Genomic DNA, 16,447 nt, shown 5'->3' on the forward strand with positions numbered 1-16,447 from the left:
AATGCTGGAATTGTTTTTACAGTGGTATCGTCGGCGTTTTGCTGATCCACAAGCCATAGCCCTCTTTACATTACTCGTATCGGGGTTTGTGATCATCTTCTTTTTCAGCAGTATACTGGCTCCATTGCTGGCGGCAATTGCTTTAGCTTATTTACTTGAATGGCCAACCAATTTATTACAGCGTATAGGGTTATCTCGTTCAGTTGCTGTCGGTATTATTTTGACCTTATTCGCTGGAATAAGTGCCATGGTTATTTTAATTATTGCGCCGACGGCATGGCAGCAAGGGATTAATTTGATGGCCGATCTACCAAATATGGTTAACCGTTTCAATGAATTCGCACAGAAATTACCAGAGCAATACCCCGCATTAGTGGATGTTGGCATTATTGATATGATGGCAGATAACCTTCGTAGCCGCATGTCGGGTATTGCGGACTCAGTGGTTAAAGCGTCAGTTGCATCATTAATTGGTATTTTTACTTTGGCGGTTTACTTAGTTCTAGTGCCTTTGATGACATTTTTTCTTTTAAAAGATAAAGAACGTATCAGCAAAAGCTTTCTTAAGTTATTACCCAAAAATCGTTTGTTAGTGGGCAAAGTTTGGGTCGAAATGAATGAACAAATCACCAACTACTTACGAGGGAAAGTAACAGAAATGGTGATTGTTGGGGTGGCGACCTATTTATGTTTTGCTTATTTTGACTTGCGCTATTCCGTATTGTTATCGGTTCTTGTCGGAGTAGCGGTATTAATCCCTTATATTGGTGCGGTAGCGGCCACGATCCCAGTGGTTATTGTTGCGCTCTTTCAGTTCGGTATCGGCAGTGAATTTTGGTACCTAATGTTGGTTTACTTAGTGATCCAAGGTTTGGATAGCAACGTTGTTGTGCCTTTATTGTTTTCTGAAGCGGTAAATTTGCATCCACTAGTGATTATTTTATCTGTTGTGATATTTGGTGGGTTATGGGGCTTTTGGGGCGTATTTTTTGCAATCCCATTAGCAACACTGATTAAAGCGGTCATTCACGTATGGCCGGAAGAGCCAACGGAATCACAAAACTAGGTTAGGAATAGTGCTGTATGGGGGCATACAGCACTAAGATGTGGCGATTAAGCGTGTGTATTAATGTAATCAAGCACGATTTCGTGGTGGTTACTGGTTTTAAAATTGTCAAAGACGTGTTCTATTTTCCCAGTAGGGTCAACGAGGAAGCTAATACGATGAATCCCATCATAGGTTTTCCCCATGAATTGTTTTTCACCCCAAACCCCAAATTGCTCACATACTTGGTGGTCTTCATCTGATAATAAAGTGAAGTTCAACATCTCTTTTTCAGCGAAACGAGACAGTTTCTCTGGTTTGTCTGTGCTAATACCTAATACTTCGACACCTTTCGCTTTAAGTGTATCCATTTCATCACGTAGACCACACGCTTGAACAGTACAACCAGGGGTCATCGCTTTAGGATAAAAGTAAACTAATACGCGCTGACCCTGATAATCAGAAAGATTGATGAGCTCACCATCTTGGTCAGGAAGGCTAAATTGAGGCGCCTTATCACCGGCTTTCAATGGGTTCATTACATATATCTCCGTTAACTTTGCATGTTGGGGTTGTTAACAATACTTATGTTGCCTTTAGCATTTAGCATTGTACACAGTTGTTGAAATTTATTTTTTATGATTATGCCATTATCGTCCAACGGGTCGTGTGCAGTAATCTGAATCTCCAGTTGAGCGGGCATATCATTATTGGCTGGTTGTGTTTTAGAAACAAGCTCTGCGATATTACACTGCGAGGTTGTGAATAAATTTGTGAATTGCTCGACAATACGGGGTGCATCGTCAACAACAACATTCACTGTTACTGTCGATGGGTAATAGGTTGTTTGAACACTCTGGGTTCTTTTCATTACGATGAGCAAATCAAGCTCGGCACCCTTAGGTGGCAATGTCGCCTCTAAAAGGGTGATAGCATTCCAACTGCCTGAAAGCATCATAATGAAGGTAAATTCCTTGCCAAACATCGCTAAGCGACTATCTTCAATATTACAATCACACTCGCTGACTAGCCGTGTAATAGTATTCACAATGCCCGGACGATCTGTTCCCAGCGCAGTAATGACAAGAAATTGCTGTTCAGTCTTAGGCAAAGTCTATTCCTTAGTATTTTAATTATGTCAGTTAAACATTTGATTAGAATATAGCAGTAAAATTCTAGCACTAAAAACTGACTGACTATGAAGGTAAGGAAACCATAAAAAAGACAATCTGCCAAGAGGGGAAATAGACTCTTGCGAGAAATATCAGTGAATTATTACTTCTATTTAAGTTAATGTGCTCGGCATTAACAAAATTCATTAAATTCTTGCTGTTGGGTGGTTTTCTTCTTTGAAATGAAAAAGTAACATGGTAGTTCAATTATTGAGGGGGTATCGCTATGGCTAATGGAAACGCAAACTATAAAGATTTTTTAACGGGAAGCATTGTTGCAGTTATCACACCAATGGATTCGGCGGGGCGTTTAGATAAAGCCAGCTTAAAAAAATTGGTGGATTATCATGTTGAAAGCGGAACAACTGCGATTGTTTCTGTTGGTACAACTGGCGAATCAGCAACCTTAACGCACAAAGAACATGTGGATGTCGTGAAAGCGACACTTGAATTAGCGGATGGCCGTATTCCTATTATTGCAGGAGCAGGCGCAAATGCGACAGCTGAAGCTATTTCGCTGACAAATGAGTTTGAAAACAGTGGTGTAGTTGCTTGCCTGACGGTAACACCTTATTATAATAGACCTTCTCAGGAAGGGTTATATCAACACTTTAAAGCAATTTCAGAAAACACGAGCTTGCCACAGATTCTTTATAATGTACCATCACGGACTGGCTGTGATATGTTGCCTGAAACCGTTGGGCGTTTAGCAAAACTGGCGAATATTGTTGCAATTAAAGAAGCAACAGGGAACTTAGCTAGGGTTCATCAAATCAAAGAACTGGTTGATGATAATTTTGTACTGTTAACAGGTGATGACGCAACAGCACTTGATTTCATGCAACTGGGTGGTCAAGGCGTTATTTCAGTCACATCCAACGTTGCGGCACCACAGATGGTAAAAATGTGTGACTTAGCGCTTGCAGGCAAATATACTGAGGCGCGTGAATTAAATAAAAAACTGATGGGGCTTCATCTTCAGTTATTTGTTGAACCAAATCCAATTCCAGCGAAATGGGGCTGTCATCGCTTAGGCCTGATTGCAGATGGTACATTACGGTTGCCAATGACACCGTTAACCACCTCGGGCCAGCAAAAAGTTGAGGAAGCCTTGAAACTCGCTGGGTTACTGTAAAATTTAGGGAATTTTAATGGCAACATTATTGCAAAAATCGAAGGTTATGAAGGTTGCTGGCCTGTCACTTGTCGTGTTACTGGCAGCCTGCTCCAGCGATCAGCGCTATAAACGTCAGGTCAGTGGTGATGAGGAATATCTCAATGCTGCGCCATTGAAAGTGTTGAATGTGCCACAAGGGCTGACATTACCAGAACAAAATGGTGAGTATGATATCCCTAAAGCCACATCAACAGGGGCAATAGGGAAAGCGTTAGACATTCGTCCGCCAGTACTGACAATTTCGCAATTAGCGGGTTCTCGTACAGAGGATAGCGCTCAAGCAAGTCGTTTGTTGCTAGAAAATACACCTGAAAATAGTGCACTTTGGTCACAAGTTACGATGATCTTAGAGCAAAGAGGTATTCCAGTTTCATCTAAAGATGATGGTTCTCGCTCAATTGAAACCGATTGGATCAAATGGGATCGTGCAGATGAAAACGTACCGATTGAGAGTCGCCATAAAGTAACAGTGCAACCAGAAAATGGTATGATGGCGTTAACGGTAACCAGCTTAGGCTTACGTCAAGGTGGTGAGACCATTACCGATGTTGTCGAAACTCAACGTTATAACAAACTGTTATTGAATGAATTAACCGATAACTTATATACGTTGCGTGATACTTCAAACAAAAATAGCATCCAAAATGCTTATGGTATCATTGATGTTCAAACAGGTAGTGATGATACTGGCTTACCTTTAGTTGTTGTTCGTGCGCCATTTGATGCAGTATGGGAACGCTTACCACACACCTTAGAAAGTGTTGGCATGAAAGTGGGTGACCGTACACGTTCAAGTGGTTCTGTGATGGTGACTTATAAAGGTTTAAGCAGTTCAGAATGGCAGGCGTTGGGCATTGATGACCCAACTGTGCCAGAAGCGGATTATAAAGTGCAGGTCGGTGATTTAAATAACCGTAGTACACTGCAATTTATCACCACCAAAGGTGTTCCTTTAACACAAAAACAAAATGATGAAATGGTTGCTGCACTGAAAGCGGCGTTTAGTAAAGCACCAGCCAAAAAGCAATAATTCAACATTTTTAGATGACGAATTAAACCGTAGCTTAAATACAAGCTGCGGTTTTTTTTATTTAAATTGGATGGGTTTGTATTGGGGTAAAGATATTAAGCTTCATACGCATAGGCTGGTGGTTATCAGCTCTGTATTTTGTTTATTTAATGCTTATCGTAACCTATATGCTTAGTTAATTATTAATTAGCATTCCATCAGTTTCAATTTTCCTTCTCTGGAAGGCTAATTTTATCTTTCATGTTTTCACTTAAAACAAATGGACAAAAAATCAGTATTTATGGTTAAGTAATCGTTTGCGTCCGCTCCGGAATTTTATTATCATGATTAGCAGTCAATTATAAAATATTGAATATCAGCTAGTTAGCGTTTTACATGGTGAATTTCAGTAACTGACTGAAACAGAGCAGAAAATTAACAATGAATAGGCCATTTGAATGGTTTTTGTTCTTCTGTTACTTATCTGAATCTGCTGTGCAGGTTGATTTTTGTTTAGTTTAATCACATCCCTGGAGTGTGTAAGATGCAAAAGAAAGCTGAGTTGTATCGTGGTAAGGCAAAAACAGTCTATACCACAGAGGATCCTGATCTACTGGTTCTGGAGTTCCGTAATGATACATCAGCACTCGATGGTGAGCGTATCGAGCAGTTTGACCGTAAAGGTATGGTAAATAACAAGTTTAACCATTTCATTATGAGCAAATTAGAAGCAGCCGGTATTCCAACGCAAATGGAAGCATTATTGTCTGACACAGAAGCTCTAGTGAAAAAGTTAGATATGGTGCCGGTTGAGTGTGTGATCCGCAACCGTGCAGCGGGTTCACTGGTAAAACGCTTAGGTGTTGAAGAAGGCATGGTGTTAAACCCGCCTTTATTTGACTTATTCTTAAAGGACGATGCCAAGCACGACCCGATGGTGAATGAATCGTACTGTGAGACTTTTGGTTGGGTGAGTAAAGAAAATTTGGCTAAAATGCGTGAGCTAAGCTACAAAGCCAATGAAGTGCTCAGTAAAATTTTTGCAGATGCAGGGTTAATTTTAGTCGATTTTAAACTGGAGTTCGGCTTGTATAAAGGCCAGGTTGTCTTAGGTGATGAGTTTTCCCCAGACGGTAGCCGTTTATGGGACAAAGAAACACTGAATAAAATGGATAAAGACCGTTTTCGTCAGAGCCTTGGTGGTCTAATTGAAGCTTACGAAGAGGTCGCCCGCCGTATTGGCGTGCAGTTAGATTAATTAATTTCCTATAATTTGAATGAGATTTTAGCCTGCATTGCAGGCTATTTTTTTATTTTTTAGTTATTAATCGGGCGCGACTGTTGGTTAATAAAATGTGTGATCCATGATGAAAGAGTGGTATCAGTAGTATTTATTTGTAGTTGCTGACTAAGTGATATCAATGTCGGTGCAGGAAGTGGGCTTTCAACTTGTAACTCTGGATGACCTAATACTTCCAGTGGTTGACCATCAGCGATTAGATTACCATTTGATAGATGTATTACACGTTGAAAATGGCGGGCGACAAAATCAAGATCGTGGCTAATCGAAACGACAGTTACCCCTTTTTCGCGTTGTAGTGTCAGCCAGTCTTCGAATTTTCGCATCCAAAAGGCATCAAAGTCACGGCTTGGTTCATCAAGTAGCAATAGTTTAGGTGAAACAGCCTCTAAGCAGGCAACAGCAACCATCCTGCGTTGGCCTGCATGTAAATCTAAAGGGTGTTTATCCGCCACATCGGATAAGTGACAAATTTCAAGTGCTTGCTGTACTCGCGCTTGAATATCACGTTTATGATGTTTTTGGCGTTTTAAACCAAAAGCAATTTCATCACGTACACAACTATGAAAAATTTGTTTCTCAGCTTCTTGGAATAAGATCCCAATATGGTTAGCTCTTTGTGGGGAGGAAAGAAGATTAAGCGGCAGGCTATCAAGCCGAATATCACCTTGTGTTGGGCGCAATAACCCCGCTAAAAGGCGCAATAGCGTTGATTTACCTGCACCATTATCCCCAACTACAGCGACCCATTCACCAGGGTGAATAGATAGAGATAAAGATTGTATGTTATCAATAGTTGAACTTGGCCAACGATAACTCAGGTTTTCAAGCTGTAACATATCGCTCCTTAAACATCTGTAGCAATTGTGCTTCATCGTGGGGAATATTTCCTTGCCAATACTCTAATTTGAGCAGTTCACCTACCGCGCGCCAAGCATCTGGCATATTGATTGTTTCAATGGCATCAAGAAAAACATCATTTAAACCGCCTGTTGCGACCATTTTCCCAGCCTCTAAAAAGGTTTTACCCGTATTCAGCAAAAGGAATGAGTCACAGAAACTGATGGCTGGTAATAAGTTGCGCTCAAAAAAAATAATGCTACAGCCGGTTTGTTCTGTATAGCGTTGTAATTGCGTTAAGATGCGTTGTGTTGCACTCGGTGTGAGCCGACTAAAGGCTTCATCAAGTAACAGGAGTTTGGGTTGCATCGCTAATGCGCTTGCTAACACCACTCGTTGCGCTTCACCGCCTGACAAGGTTGCAGGATGGCGCGTTCGCAGTGCCCCACAAAACGTCAGTTCAATGGCAAGCTCAACTCGCTCACTAATTTCGTCGGGTGTTAAACCGAGGTTCTCAGGCCCGAACGCAATTTCCTGTTCAACGGTAAACGCACAGCCTGAAAGTTGTAATTGGGGGGATTGCTGAACTAGTTGGCGTGATATAGACACCTGAACCACGGAGTTGTCAGCTAAGGGCGCTTGTAATACCTCTGCGGTTCCTTCGATTTTCCCCTGAATGAGGTCATTGTGCCAACCGGCGAGTATTTGCGCTAATGTGCTTTTTCCGCTGCCGTTACCGCCAAATATGCATAGCCATTGGCCTGCGTTTAGCTGAAGATCAATCGGCCCTAATAGGGACTGCTCCGCACCTTGTGGAATGAAGCGCATTTGTTGTAGATTCACCACCACAGAGAGAGACCACCTTCAATGAAAATTAACAGAACTAACCCATATCTAAGTAGGGCTTGGAGTGAGCTATCTCTAGGCGGGTTTAATGTGGTGCGTTTGGCACAATAACGAAAACCACGCATATCTAACGCGGCTCCACGAATACTTAGTTCACTTAACGTATTACTGGCAAGTGGAAATAATAGGGCAGGTAACGATATAACACGTTGCCAAAAGCGCCCATCAAGAGGAACGCCTCTCGCTAATTGGGCTTCACGGATAGTGTTCAATTGCTGGCGAAATTGTTCTGCAAGTAATAACGGGCCCGCGAGTAGGTATGCAAAACTTGCAGGTAAACGGCTTGCAAACAAAGCACGAATAAAACGTTCAGTCGGTACATATTGCAACCAAAGCTGAGAAGCGCTAATAATCGTTAATAACTTAAACCACAATGCCAACGCAAATTCAGGGCGGCTATTTTTTAATGTGGCTCCGGTTAATAGCTGAGCTAGCCAGCCACCATGAATTAACCAAAGCCCTGCCGCCATGGGAAGCATAATCCACGCAACTATTTTCCATCGGTGGCGTGCGGGCCGCCAAAATAATAAAACACCAAATGTGCTGCAACCTAGCAGAATTAATGGCCAGCTCAATGGTAAGAAAAGCGAGCTTACACTGAGCCAAAACCAAATTGTCAGCGAGGTAAATGGATGCATTTAACGGACCTTAGCCATATTTGGATAATTACGTTGGACACGTTCTGGTAATTGTCGAACCAATAACCAAGCAATAATGGCTGATGCGACTTTATCTGCAATATTGGCGCCTAATACTGTAATTGCCACCGATTCTAATAAGTTATCGCCAACAGCATGAAAATACGCGACAAAAAAGTCAGCGCCGCTACCGGTTGTTCCTGCAAACAAGTAAGTACGAATGGGAACAGCAACGATCATCAACGCAAAAGTAATGACAACACCGGATAAAATCACTCTTGGTAAGGTGCGAAAACCACCTGCGCGAGCTAATAACCCCGCACTCAGACCAATCATCATCGCGACAGGGGCGAAAGCCGCTGCAATTGGGCCGCTGAGTAAACCCCATAATAGATTTGTTAATAATCCACTCAATAGCGCAACCCAAGGGCCTGCTAATAATGCACAAATTAATGTTCCTATAGAATCTAGGAATATCGGCAGTTTTAACATTGAGCTTAATTGGCCAATAACCATATTAATAGCAATAGAAAAAACAATTAAAGTCAGTGTACGACTAGAAATAATCGACGTTTTACTCATGACAAAGTCATTCCTTACAGTAATGGAATAATAAAATTAGCGAGAAGTGATGATAAGCTCTTCATAACCAGACAAAGGGCAAGGTTCACGAGTGAAATTAACTTTTTCAAGTTCCCCAATAATCAGCTCTAATGTTGTTCTAACAGTACAACCCGGCATCATATGGCCACCGAGAACTTTCCCTTCTTCATCAGAGACAGACAAATGCAGGTGTTCGCCGTTAGCATCTAAAGTGCCAATTAATGAAACAATTTCGAATTTGCCTGTTGTGTGAAACGTGTTCTCTTGTCCTGCAAAACGCAGTGCGACATGAGTTAAGCTGCCGACGCTACTGGCAATAAATGCAGCTTGTAGGCTGTGTTGCTCAATTTTTCGTTTTAATGCTAAAAGCGCATCTTCTCCAGGCACTAAGCGGATAGCAATAAAACGAGCGTTTGAAAAGGGGGATAAAGATTGGTTCATATTGTTAATCCTAATCATTGTGCTTGCGCAGAGCGTCGCACAACCATGTAAATCATTAAAATTATAAATAATGCTAAGTTATGATTTTTCTGTATTAATTATTGGTGATTATTATACGTAATTGAGATGGATTGTCTGGTTGTAAAGGTATTTAGGACTATCTTCAGCAAAAGGCACCACAAGTTGGTTTTTATGATGATAAATATAAAAAAATGCAGAAATAAAAAAATAAACAGTGATGAATATTCCGAATATTTAGCTTAAGTTTTGGTGGCGATGGGAGTTATCTGTATTGCCATGTTAATTTTATGTACAATTCGGCTTGTCACCGTGAAATATGCTAAGAAGACCTCTTTTGAAAAGTATTAAATAGATAATAAAGAACAGCTAAAATGTCGCACTTGAGTTAATAAATTGTGCGGAAATAGTAAGGTTTTTTATTAATGAAAATATCGTTACCGTAAAAATAAAAAGAGTTGGCGTTAATATTTGCTTCTTTGATGATGAGCCAATAACATGTTTTTAAATCAGTCTATTTGCTGCTAATAAATTATAATTATGCGTTTTACAGGGATAAATCTATGAGTCATGTTGATCCAACATTAATCATTTTACTGGTATTAGCCGGGTTAGGTATCATTAGTCATAATATGACAGTCACTCTTGCGATGTTATTTTTATTGGTGGTCAGAATAACACCATTGAATAATTATTTTCCATGGGTTGAAAAATATGGCTTAACCATTGGGATACTTATCTTAACTATCGGTGTTATGGCGCCAATTGCGAGCGGTAAAATAACGGCAAATGAAGTATTGAGCTCATTTTTGAATTGGAAATCGATTCTTGCAATTGTCATCGGGATCGCCGTTTCTTGGTTAGGTAGCCGAGGTGTCACATTAATGTCCCATCAACCTTCTACTGTTGCAGGCTTACTTGTTGGAACTGTTATTGGTGTTGCTTTATTCCGTGGTGTTCCTGTAGGGCCTTTAATTGCTGCCGGGATCTTGTCACTATTAATTGGTAAATCATAGTATTACGATGGTGAAATTGCTTCCTGTTATTATCGAACAGCTACATATGGTTGGCATGCGTCGTCTTATGGTTCTTTCTGGTGACAGTGCGTGGGTGGAACAGCAACTCAACGAATTTCAGACAGCCATTGATGGCGACTGGTTAACCATTTCAGCGAATTTGCTACAAGGGGTTTCCCCAGAAAATGCACATCTATTATTGGGCCGTGAATTTTTACATGGCATCTTTGATGCGCGTAAAGGTTTTCATAGTGAAGCCCTAGCCATGCTTGCTGGCACGTTAAAAGCAGGGAGCTTGTTAGTTTTATGTACTGCACCTCAAACTGAGTGGGCGACAAATGCTGATCTAGACAGCCTACGTTGGAATGAACAATTGGGTCTAATTCCGACACCGAATTTTGTTCACCATTTGCAACGGACTTTCCAAACATCTTCCGATATTTTATTTTATAAACAAGGAGATGAGCCTGATTTTTCATTACTAAATAACAAACCATTATGGCAAGCACCGACAGGCCAGCCAACAGAACAGCAGCAACAAATAATTAGCCAATTATTAAAAGCAAAACATGGCATTTGGGGCTTGATAGCCCCGAGAGGGCGCGGAAAATCTGCAATAGCTGGGATGTTAATAAAACAATTTATGGGAGAGAGTTGGTGTTGTGCTCCCGCCAAAGTGGCGACGGAAGTTTTAAGTCGGCACGCAGGACAAAAGATTAATTTTTGGTCCCCTGATAACTTATTAGCGTACTGCCGCAGCAATGAAAAAATAACAGCAGATTGGCTAGTCATCGATGAAGCTTCTGCTATTCCTAATTATATATTACGTGAGCTGGTGGGGTATTTTCCCCGAGTTTTATTAACTACGACAGTCGATGGTTATGAAGGAACAGGGCGTGGATTTACGCTAAAGTTCTGTGCAAGTTTAGCTCATTTCACTTTACTGCAACTTGATAACCCAATGCGCTATGCGGCTAATGATCCCTTAGAATTGTGGGTCAATGAGGCTTTATTGCTGCAAGAACCCACCACTCAAACGGTTCTTGCTGGAAATACTGAATATAAAGCGTTAACTCAGGCATCATTAGCGGAAAATAATGAGCAATTAAAAGCGTTTTATGGCTTATTGATGAGTGCACATTATCGAACGTCACCATTAGATTTACGACGACTATTGGATGCCCAGCAACAACATTTTATGGTGGCAAAAGCCGAGTCTGATGATTGTACCTATTTAGGTGCATTATGGATGGTAGATGAAGGACAGTTAACCGAATCATTGAGCTGGCAAATATGGGCTGGGCTTCGTCGACCAAGAGGAAATTTAGTTGTCCAATCTTTAGCAGCTCATAGTTATTTCCCCATTGCGGCACAATGGCTATCTCGCCGAGTGATGCGTATTGCCGTTGATGCGAACCACCGTAGGCGCCAAATTGGTTTAACACTGCTAGCAAAACAAAAAGCGTTCGCCACAGAGCAAGGCTTGGACTTTATATCTGTTAGTTTTGGGCTAACACCAGACTTAGTGGCTTTTTGGCAAAAAGCAGGTTTTAGGCTGATACGAATAGGTTCGCATAAAGAAGCCAGTAGTGGCTGTTTTACCGCGATGGCTATTTTACCTATTTCAAACCGTGCATACCAACTTTGTGAACAAGGCGAATCCCGATTAAAACGTGACCTATATTGGCGCAGTGATTTACAAGAGTTTGCGTTCGAAACGGATCCACAGCAGCAACTAGTGACAGATGATTGGATAGAACTGATCGGTTTTAGTGAGTTTAAGCGCCCAATTTCGGCGAGTACAAGTGCAATTATGCGTTTATTGAGGGAAGAAACAAACGGGCTTTCGCTTCTCAGACGGCATTTGGTGTCATGTGAACCCATCGCACAGATTTGCGCAGATGTTGGTATAACAGGGCAAAAGCAATGGCTACAACGAGTAAGAGAAGAGGTTGGTATACAGGTAAAACAATACCAACCCACGCTGTTAGCGGAGATAAAGCAAAAAGTTATTTCTTCTTGTCTTTAGGCCAATCGTCTTCATCATCCCAAAGGTGGTTATTATCTTGATGTGGGGGAATTTCTGGCTTGTCATCTAAAAACTTTTTGGGGTCCAATTTCATCATTTCTTTGACTGAGTTCCAGATAAGCCCAACCAATAGGAGCAAGATTATCCACCAGTAGTCTGTCAACCATTGCATATTCACCTTCCATTCGTCATTCTTTGAGCTGTCTGTGCGTTGATATCGCTCAGTTACCCTAGTCACATACTTTTGTATGCTCCTAGGGATGCCTTCTCTCATCGCCTTCATACAACTCAAATAATTTAGAATGGAACCGAGTGAGCCATTCTTTTGAGCTGTCTGTGCGTTGATATCGTTCAGTTACCCTAGTACATACTAGTGTATGCCTCTATTGTGTTTTTTTGCATCTTTTCATCGAAACTAAATGATATAAAGAAAAATAAATATCTATCATTGAAACCTCAAAGATTCCTGAGAAAGAAAGCTATGGGAACAATAATCATTCCAATCGGCAAAAGCGACTTTTCATTAAGCGTGTTTACCATTAGAGTATACCATTGATATTATTATGAGTTACCACAGATTTTATGCGGCTTTTACCATTTGATTTATTTATTAGGGAGGGGGAGTAATTTTGAAAAAATTGTTCCTCATAGTTATTGGATGGTTAGCTGTTGCGCTGGCTTTTGCTGGCGTTATTCTTCCTGTTTTGCCGACTACGCCTTTCTTGTTATTAGCGGCATGGTGTTTTTCTCGTTCATCTCCACGCTTTCACCATTGGTTATTATATCGCTCTTGGTTTGGGGGATATATCCGTCACTGGCAAAAGCATAAAGGACTACCGAAAGGGGCAAAACCAAAAGCAATTGTATTGATAATACTCACTTTTTCACTATCAATCTGGGTTGTTAGCTATTTATGGTTAAAAATTGGTTTATTGGCACTGTTGTGTTGGCTGCTTATTTTTATGTATCGGCTTCCAGTTGTTGATGAACAAATTGCCACGAAAAAGAAAAAAGCCCCATAAATTATGTAGCGTAATCTATGAGGCGTGGTAGAAGTTGCTCTGTTAGCTTAGAAATTATTCAGGAGCTTTAATATAGCGTTCGAATACATAATCTAAGTTACTGTTTAGCCAGTTTTTTCCGCAAATATCCTCTTGTAGGAGAACTTGTTTAATGACTTCTGGCGTTAAAAGCTGTTCAGCTTCATGGGATAAAGGCCAGTAGCTAATATGCCAAGGTTCATAGGCAACCCCTGCATTTTTTGCAGTGAAAGGGCGATAAAAATCAAATGTCGCCATGTTATCCGTTAGCCAGTGGTTCAGTTCAGCAAAATAGCCGTCAGTTTCATATTCCCAAGGCTCTAACTGTAACGTTTGCCCTGAAGGAATACGTAATGGGTCATAAACATCTATTTCGGTTCCCCAATGGTGGCGGCTTGCACCGGGTAATGCTGACCAATGTAAAATAGCTTCACAAAGCTCGCCTTCAGAAAGCGTTGTAATATCTAAAGGTTGGCTTTGTGCATCAAGAACAGGGCGGAGACCGGTAAATTTTTCATTCCAAATTAACTGTTGACGTGAAAAATCACGAAATGCACTTGCCGATTGTAACTTGAACCCTGACTTTACAGCCGCTTGTTGCATGGCTAAAAATGCTTTGGTGGCATTGAACTGTAGGCGATGAGAACCGCCAAGTGTCACTAAATGGTCAGTTGAGCGGCCTGTTAACATGGCAATAGTGATCATAATAACAATAACTCCATGACCCGTTCATAAATTAAGGCCAGCTGTTGCAAGTCTTTGACGCTAACGCATTCGTCAACTTTATGTATGGTGGCATTCAGTGGGCCGAGCTCAATAACTTGAGTCCCCATTTGGGCGATAAAACGGCCATCGGAGGTTCCACCGCTTGTGGATAACTCTGCATTAAGACCAGTTAATTCATGAATTGCTTGCAAAGTTGCAGTGACAAGTTCTTGTTTTTCAGTTAAAAATGGTTGCCCAGATAATGACCACTTTATTTTATATGTTAAGCCATGGCGTTCTAGCATGCTAGTGACCCTGTCACGTATTTGTGTGTCGGTCAATTCTGTGCTAAAACGAAAATTAAATTGAATAAATAACTCACCAGGGATCACATTACTTGCCCCAGTACCTGCATGGATATTGGCAATTTGCATGGTGGTGGCAGGGAAGAACTCATTGCCGTTATCCCAGATAGTTGAAGTGAGCTCTTGTAAAAAAGCGGTTGAGCGGTGCACCGGGTTGTCCGCTAAATGGGGATAAGCAACGTGTCCTTGTGTACCCAAAATAGTTAAATTCGCTGTAATAGAGCCTCTTCGACCATTCTTTATGATGTCGCCTAATTGTGATTGGCTTGACGGCTCACCGACTAAACAGTAATCAACGCGTTCATTACGTGCCATCAATGTTTCGACCACTTTGACCGTGCCATCTAGCGCATCGGCTTCTTCATCTGATGTGATTAAAAAGGCCAAACGCCCTTGATGTTGAGGGTGCTTTTTGACAAAGCGCTCTGCGGCGACAACCATTGCTGCGACTGAGCCTTTCATATCAGCAGCACCGCGGCCATACAAATGTTGATTGATAATTGTCGGGTTAAAAGGGGGTGTTTGCCAATTTTCACTATTGCCTGCTGGTACGACATCGGTATGGCCTGCAAATGCGAGCGTTGGACCTTGAGTACCTCGATGTGCCCAAAAATTTAATGTGTTACCAAAATGCATTGGTTCAACGGTAAAACCGAGTTGGTTTAAACGCTCAGTCAGTATCGCTTGGCATCCTTGGTCATCAGGGCTGATAGAAGGGCGTGAGATCAGTTCTTTGGCAAGTTGAATAACTGGGCAATCCATCATAACCGCCTGATTATCGAATGAAGTTTTGGTAGTCATTTGCGCTAAACCCAACTAAGTAACGGTTGTCTGGAGAAACAAGTACGGGTCTTTTGACCATGGCGGGCTCTGCAATTAGCACTTTTTTCGCGCTATTTGAGTCAACCACTGCATTTTTTTCATCATCAGTCAGTTTACGCCAAGTTGTTCCTCGTTTATTTACTAACACTTCCCAATCAATATGTTCCATAAAGGTAGAAAGTAATTCATCGCTAATACCATCAACACGATAATCATGAAACTGATAGTTAACTCCATTGTCTTCTAAGTAACGGCGTGCTTTTTTAATGGTGTCACAGTTTTTAATTCCGTACATGATATAAGGAGAGTTAGATGTATTGGGCATATGATTTTCCTCAAAAAACTAGCGATAATCCATACATAATGAGGCAAAAATCGCTTAGGATCTAGCCCAAATGTGAGAAATATATAATAAACTTATAATTAAATTATTCGTAATTTAGCTTTGTTAATTAATATAATTAGAAAAAATTATCTTGAACGCATATAAATTAAGCTAGCTTCAAGACGAGAGCGAACACGTAATTTTTTAAGAATATTTCTAATGTGAACTTTAACCGTTTCTTCAGAAATAAAAAGTAAATTAGATATTTCACGGTTTTTTAAACCCACAGCCATTTCATGTAAAATTTCAGATTCTCGCCGTGTCAGTGATGAGAGTGGGTCATTATAATTATGACGAGAAATAAGATGCTGATATATTTTTTCACTGAAAACTAATTGCCCTCTAGAGGCTTTCTTCATACTATAAAATAACATGTCAAGCTCACTGCTTTTTAATAAATACCCTTGTGCTCCTGCATCAATAGCGCCATATATATCTGTTTTAATTGTTGAAGCAGATAACACTAATAAGTAGCTATTATTGCAGTGCTTACGAAGTAATCGTATCGTTTCAAATGTTTTAATACCTTGAATATTGGTATCTATAATAATTAGATTAGGCTGTAGCTGCCTTGCAATGCTTAAGGCCTCGTAACAACAAGAGGACTCTGCTGTGACAATAAAGTGCGTATCGGTATTTATGAGCTGGCGCAATCCCAAGCGTATAAGAGGGTGCTCATCAACAATCATTACGGTATATTTAGACATAGAGGGTTCCTTTTTCATGTCTTAAAATTCAAGGTCTAGTTTGATACTTTCCATAAAATAGACAGTTTAATTTTGATATATTTATTATATTTAATTGGAGTATTAATAATTGTAAAATCAGTATGGGGAATTCTTAATGTTACTTCTTTGCTTAATATATTATATCCCTCGCTAATAACAATAAGATACTTGTTGATAATACATTAAAATTAGAAAATTCATATCTAAT

General features: G+C 40.6%; 19 protein-coding genes. 7 read left to right on the forward strand and 12 right to left on the reverse strand.

Features of this window, described 5'->3' with window-relative positions:
* Nucleotide 1 precedes the first annotated feature (1 nt).
* The gene (locus M1F17_RS09800) at nt 2-1,066 is read left to right on the forward strand and encodes an AI-2E family transporter (RefSeq protein ID WP_004253547.1); all 1,065 of its coding nucleotides are present in this window, start codon (nt 2-4) and stop codon (nt 1,064-1,066) included.
* A 47-nt stretch (nt 1,067-1,113) separates the two neighbouring features.
* Here M1F17_RS09800 and bcp read toward each other — a convergent pair whose 3' ends face one another.
* Entirely contained in the window at nt 1,114-1,584 is a 471-nt protein-coding gene (gene bcp, locus M1F17_RS09805) for a thioredoxin-dependent thiol peroxidase (RefSeq protein ID WP_004253548.1), read from the reverse strand.
* Between the two features lie 14 nt (nt 1,585-1,598).
* Nucleotides 1,599-2,156, reverse strand: coding sequence for a glycine cleavage system transcriptional repressor (locus tag M1F17_RS09810; RefSeq protein WP_004253549.1), 558 nt, complete (start codon nt 2,154-2,156; stop codon nt 1,599-1,601).
* A gap of 287 nt (nt 2,157-2,443) precedes the next feature.
* On the opposite strand from M1F17_RS09810, the gene dapA reads away from it, so the two are divergent.
* From dapA to purC, 3 genes are all read left to right on the forward strand, one after another.
* Nucleotides 2,444-3,352, forward strand: coding sequence for a 4-hydroxy-tetrahydrodipicolinate synthase (gene dapA / locus M1F17_RS09815; protein ID WP_004253550.1), 909 nt, complete (start codon nt 2,444-2,446; stop codon nt 3,350-3,352).
* A gap of 16 nt (nt 3,353-3,368) precedes the next feature.
* Nucleotides 3,369-4,424 carry an outer membrane protein assembly factor BamC gene (gene bamC / locus M1F17_RS09820; RefSeq protein WP_094960486.1) on the forward strand — a complete coding sequence of 352 codons (1,056 nt, stop codon included), beginning with the start codon at nt 3,369-3,371 and terminating at the stop codon, nt 4,422-4,424.
* 523 nt (nt 4,425-4,947) lie between these two features.
* The gene (gene purC, locus M1F17_RS09825) at nt 4,948-5,661 is read left to right on the forward strand and encodes a phosphoribosylaminoimidazolesuccinocarboxamide synthase (protein WP_004911363.1); all 714 of its coding nucleotides are present in this window, start codon (nt 4,948-4,950) and stop codon (nt 5,659-5,661) included.
* Nucleotides 5,662-5,720: 59 nt separating this feature from the next.
* Here the strand turns inward: purC and M1F17_RS09830 are convergent, their stop codons facing one another.
* Genes M1F17_RS09830 through M1F17_RS09850 form a run of 5 tightly spaced genes read right to left on the reverse strand, consistent with a single transcriptional unit; the run spans nt 5,721 to nt 9,131 of the window.
* A complete protein-coding gene (locus tag M1F17_RS09830; RefSeq protein ID WP_047757096.1) occupies nt 5,721-6,542 on the reverse strand; it encodes an energy-coupling factor ABC transporter ATP-binding protein in 822 nt (273 codons plus the stop codon).
* Nucleotides 6,529-7,392 (reverse strand): energy-coupling factor ABC transporter ATP-binding protein, encoded by an 864-nt coding sequence (locus M1F17_RS09835; protein ID WP_144140698.1) that lies wholly within the window; start codon nt 7,390-7,392, stop codon nt 6,529-6,531. The genes M1F17_RS09830 and M1F17_RS09835 overlap by 14 nt, the downstream gene beginning before the upstream one ends.
* Nucleotides 7,383-8,087 carry an energy-coupling factor transporter transmembrane component T gene (locus M1F17_RS09840; protein ID WP_112307957.1) on the reverse strand — a complete coding sequence of 235 codons (705 nt, stop codon included), beginning with the start codon at nt 8,085-8,087 and terminating at the stop codon, nt 7,383-7,385. Before M1F17_RS09840 ends, M1F17_RS09835 begins: the two co-directional genes overlap by 10 nt.
* Nucleotides 8,088-8,669 carry a membrane protein gene (locus tag M1F17_RS09845; protein ID WP_036957659.1) on the reverse strand — a complete coding sequence of 194 codons (582 nt, stop codon included), beginning with the start codon at nt 8,667-8,669 and terminating at the stop codon, nt 8,088-8,090.
* A 36-nt stretch (nt 8,670-8,705) separates the two neighbouring features.
* Nucleotides 8,706-9,131, reverse strand: coding sequence for a PPC domain-containing DNA-binding protein (locus tag M1F17_RS09850; protein WP_036957661.1), 426 nt, complete (start codon nt 9,129-9,131; stop codon nt 8,706-8,708).
* Between the two features lie 581 nt (nt 9,132-9,712).
* Here M1F17_RS09850 and M1F17_RS09855 point away from each other — a divergent pair.
* Entirely contained in the window at nt 9,713-10,165 is a 453-nt protein-coding gene (locus M1F17_RS09855; protein ID WP_004253572.1) for a DUF441 domain-containing protein, read from the forward strand.
* A gap of 7 nt (nt 10,166-10,172) precedes the next feature.
* Nucleotides 10,173-12,194 (forward strand): tRNA(Met) cytidine acetyltransferase TmcA, encoded by a 2,022-nt coding sequence (locus M1F17_RS09860; RefSeq protein WP_318837421.1) that lies wholly within the window; start codon nt 10,173-10,175, stop codon nt 12,192-12,194.
* Here the strand turns inward: M1F17_RS09860 and M1F17_RS09865 are convergent.
* Nucleotides 12,175-12,366, reverse strand: a complete 192-nt coding sequence (locus M1F17_RS09865; RefSeq protein ID WP_144140692.1) for a YpfN family protein — start codon at nt 12,364-12,366, stop codon at nt 12,175-12,177. The two genes, M1F17_RS09860 and M1F17_RS09865, sit on opposite strands and share 20 nt — an antisense overlap.
* 457 nt (nt 12,367-12,823) lie before the next feature.
* Between M1F17_RS09865 and M1F17_RS09870 the strand changes: the two genes are divergently transcribed.
* A complete protein-coding gene (locus M1F17_RS09870) occupies nt 12,824-13,216 on the forward strand; it encodes a DUF454 family protein (protein WP_094960491.1) in 393 nt (130 codons plus the stop codon).
* Between the two features lie 54 nt (nt 13,217-13,270).
* Here the strand turns inward: M1F17_RS09870 and M1F17_RS09875 are convergent, their stop codons facing one another.
* The 4 genes from M1F17_RS09875 to M1F17_RS09890 form a co-directional block, all read right to left on the reverse strand.
* Nucleotides 13,271-13,939, reverse strand: a complete 669-nt coding sequence (locus M1F17_RS09875; protein WP_096863901.1) for a M15 family metallopeptidase — start codon at nt 13,937-13,939, stop codon at nt 13,271-13,273.
* Complete coding sequence (gene dapE / locus M1F17_RS09880) at nt 13,936-15,066, reverse strand: succinyl-diaminopimelate desuccinylase (RefSeq protein WP_144140710.1); 1,131 nt, start codon at nt 15,064-15,066, stop codon at nt 13,936-13,938. Before dapE ends, M1F17_RS09875 begins: the two co-directional genes overlap by 4 nt.
* A gap of 13 nt (nt 15,067-15,079) precedes the next feature.
* Nucleotides 15,080-15,451: an ArsC family reductase gene (locus tag M1F17_RS09885; protein ID WP_036957666.1), complete on the reverse strand. Its 372-nt coding sequence runs from the start codon at nt 15,449-15,451 to the stop codon at nt 15,080-15,082.
* A gap of 146 nt (nt 15,452-15,597) precedes the next feature.
* Nucleotides 15,598-16,218, reverse strand: coding sequence for a LuxR C-terminal-related transcriptional regulator (locus tag M1F17_RS09890; protein WP_036957668.1), 621 nt, complete (start codon nt 16,216-16,218; stop codon nt 15,598-15,600).
* Nucleotides 16,219-16,447: the final 229 nt, after the last annotated feature.

Origin of the sequence: Providencia sp. PROV073, assembly GCF_033688125.1 — a bacterium.
Lineage (GTDB): Bacteria > Pseudomonadota > Gammaproteobacteria > Enterobacterales > Enterobacteriaceae > Providencia > Providencia hangzhouensis.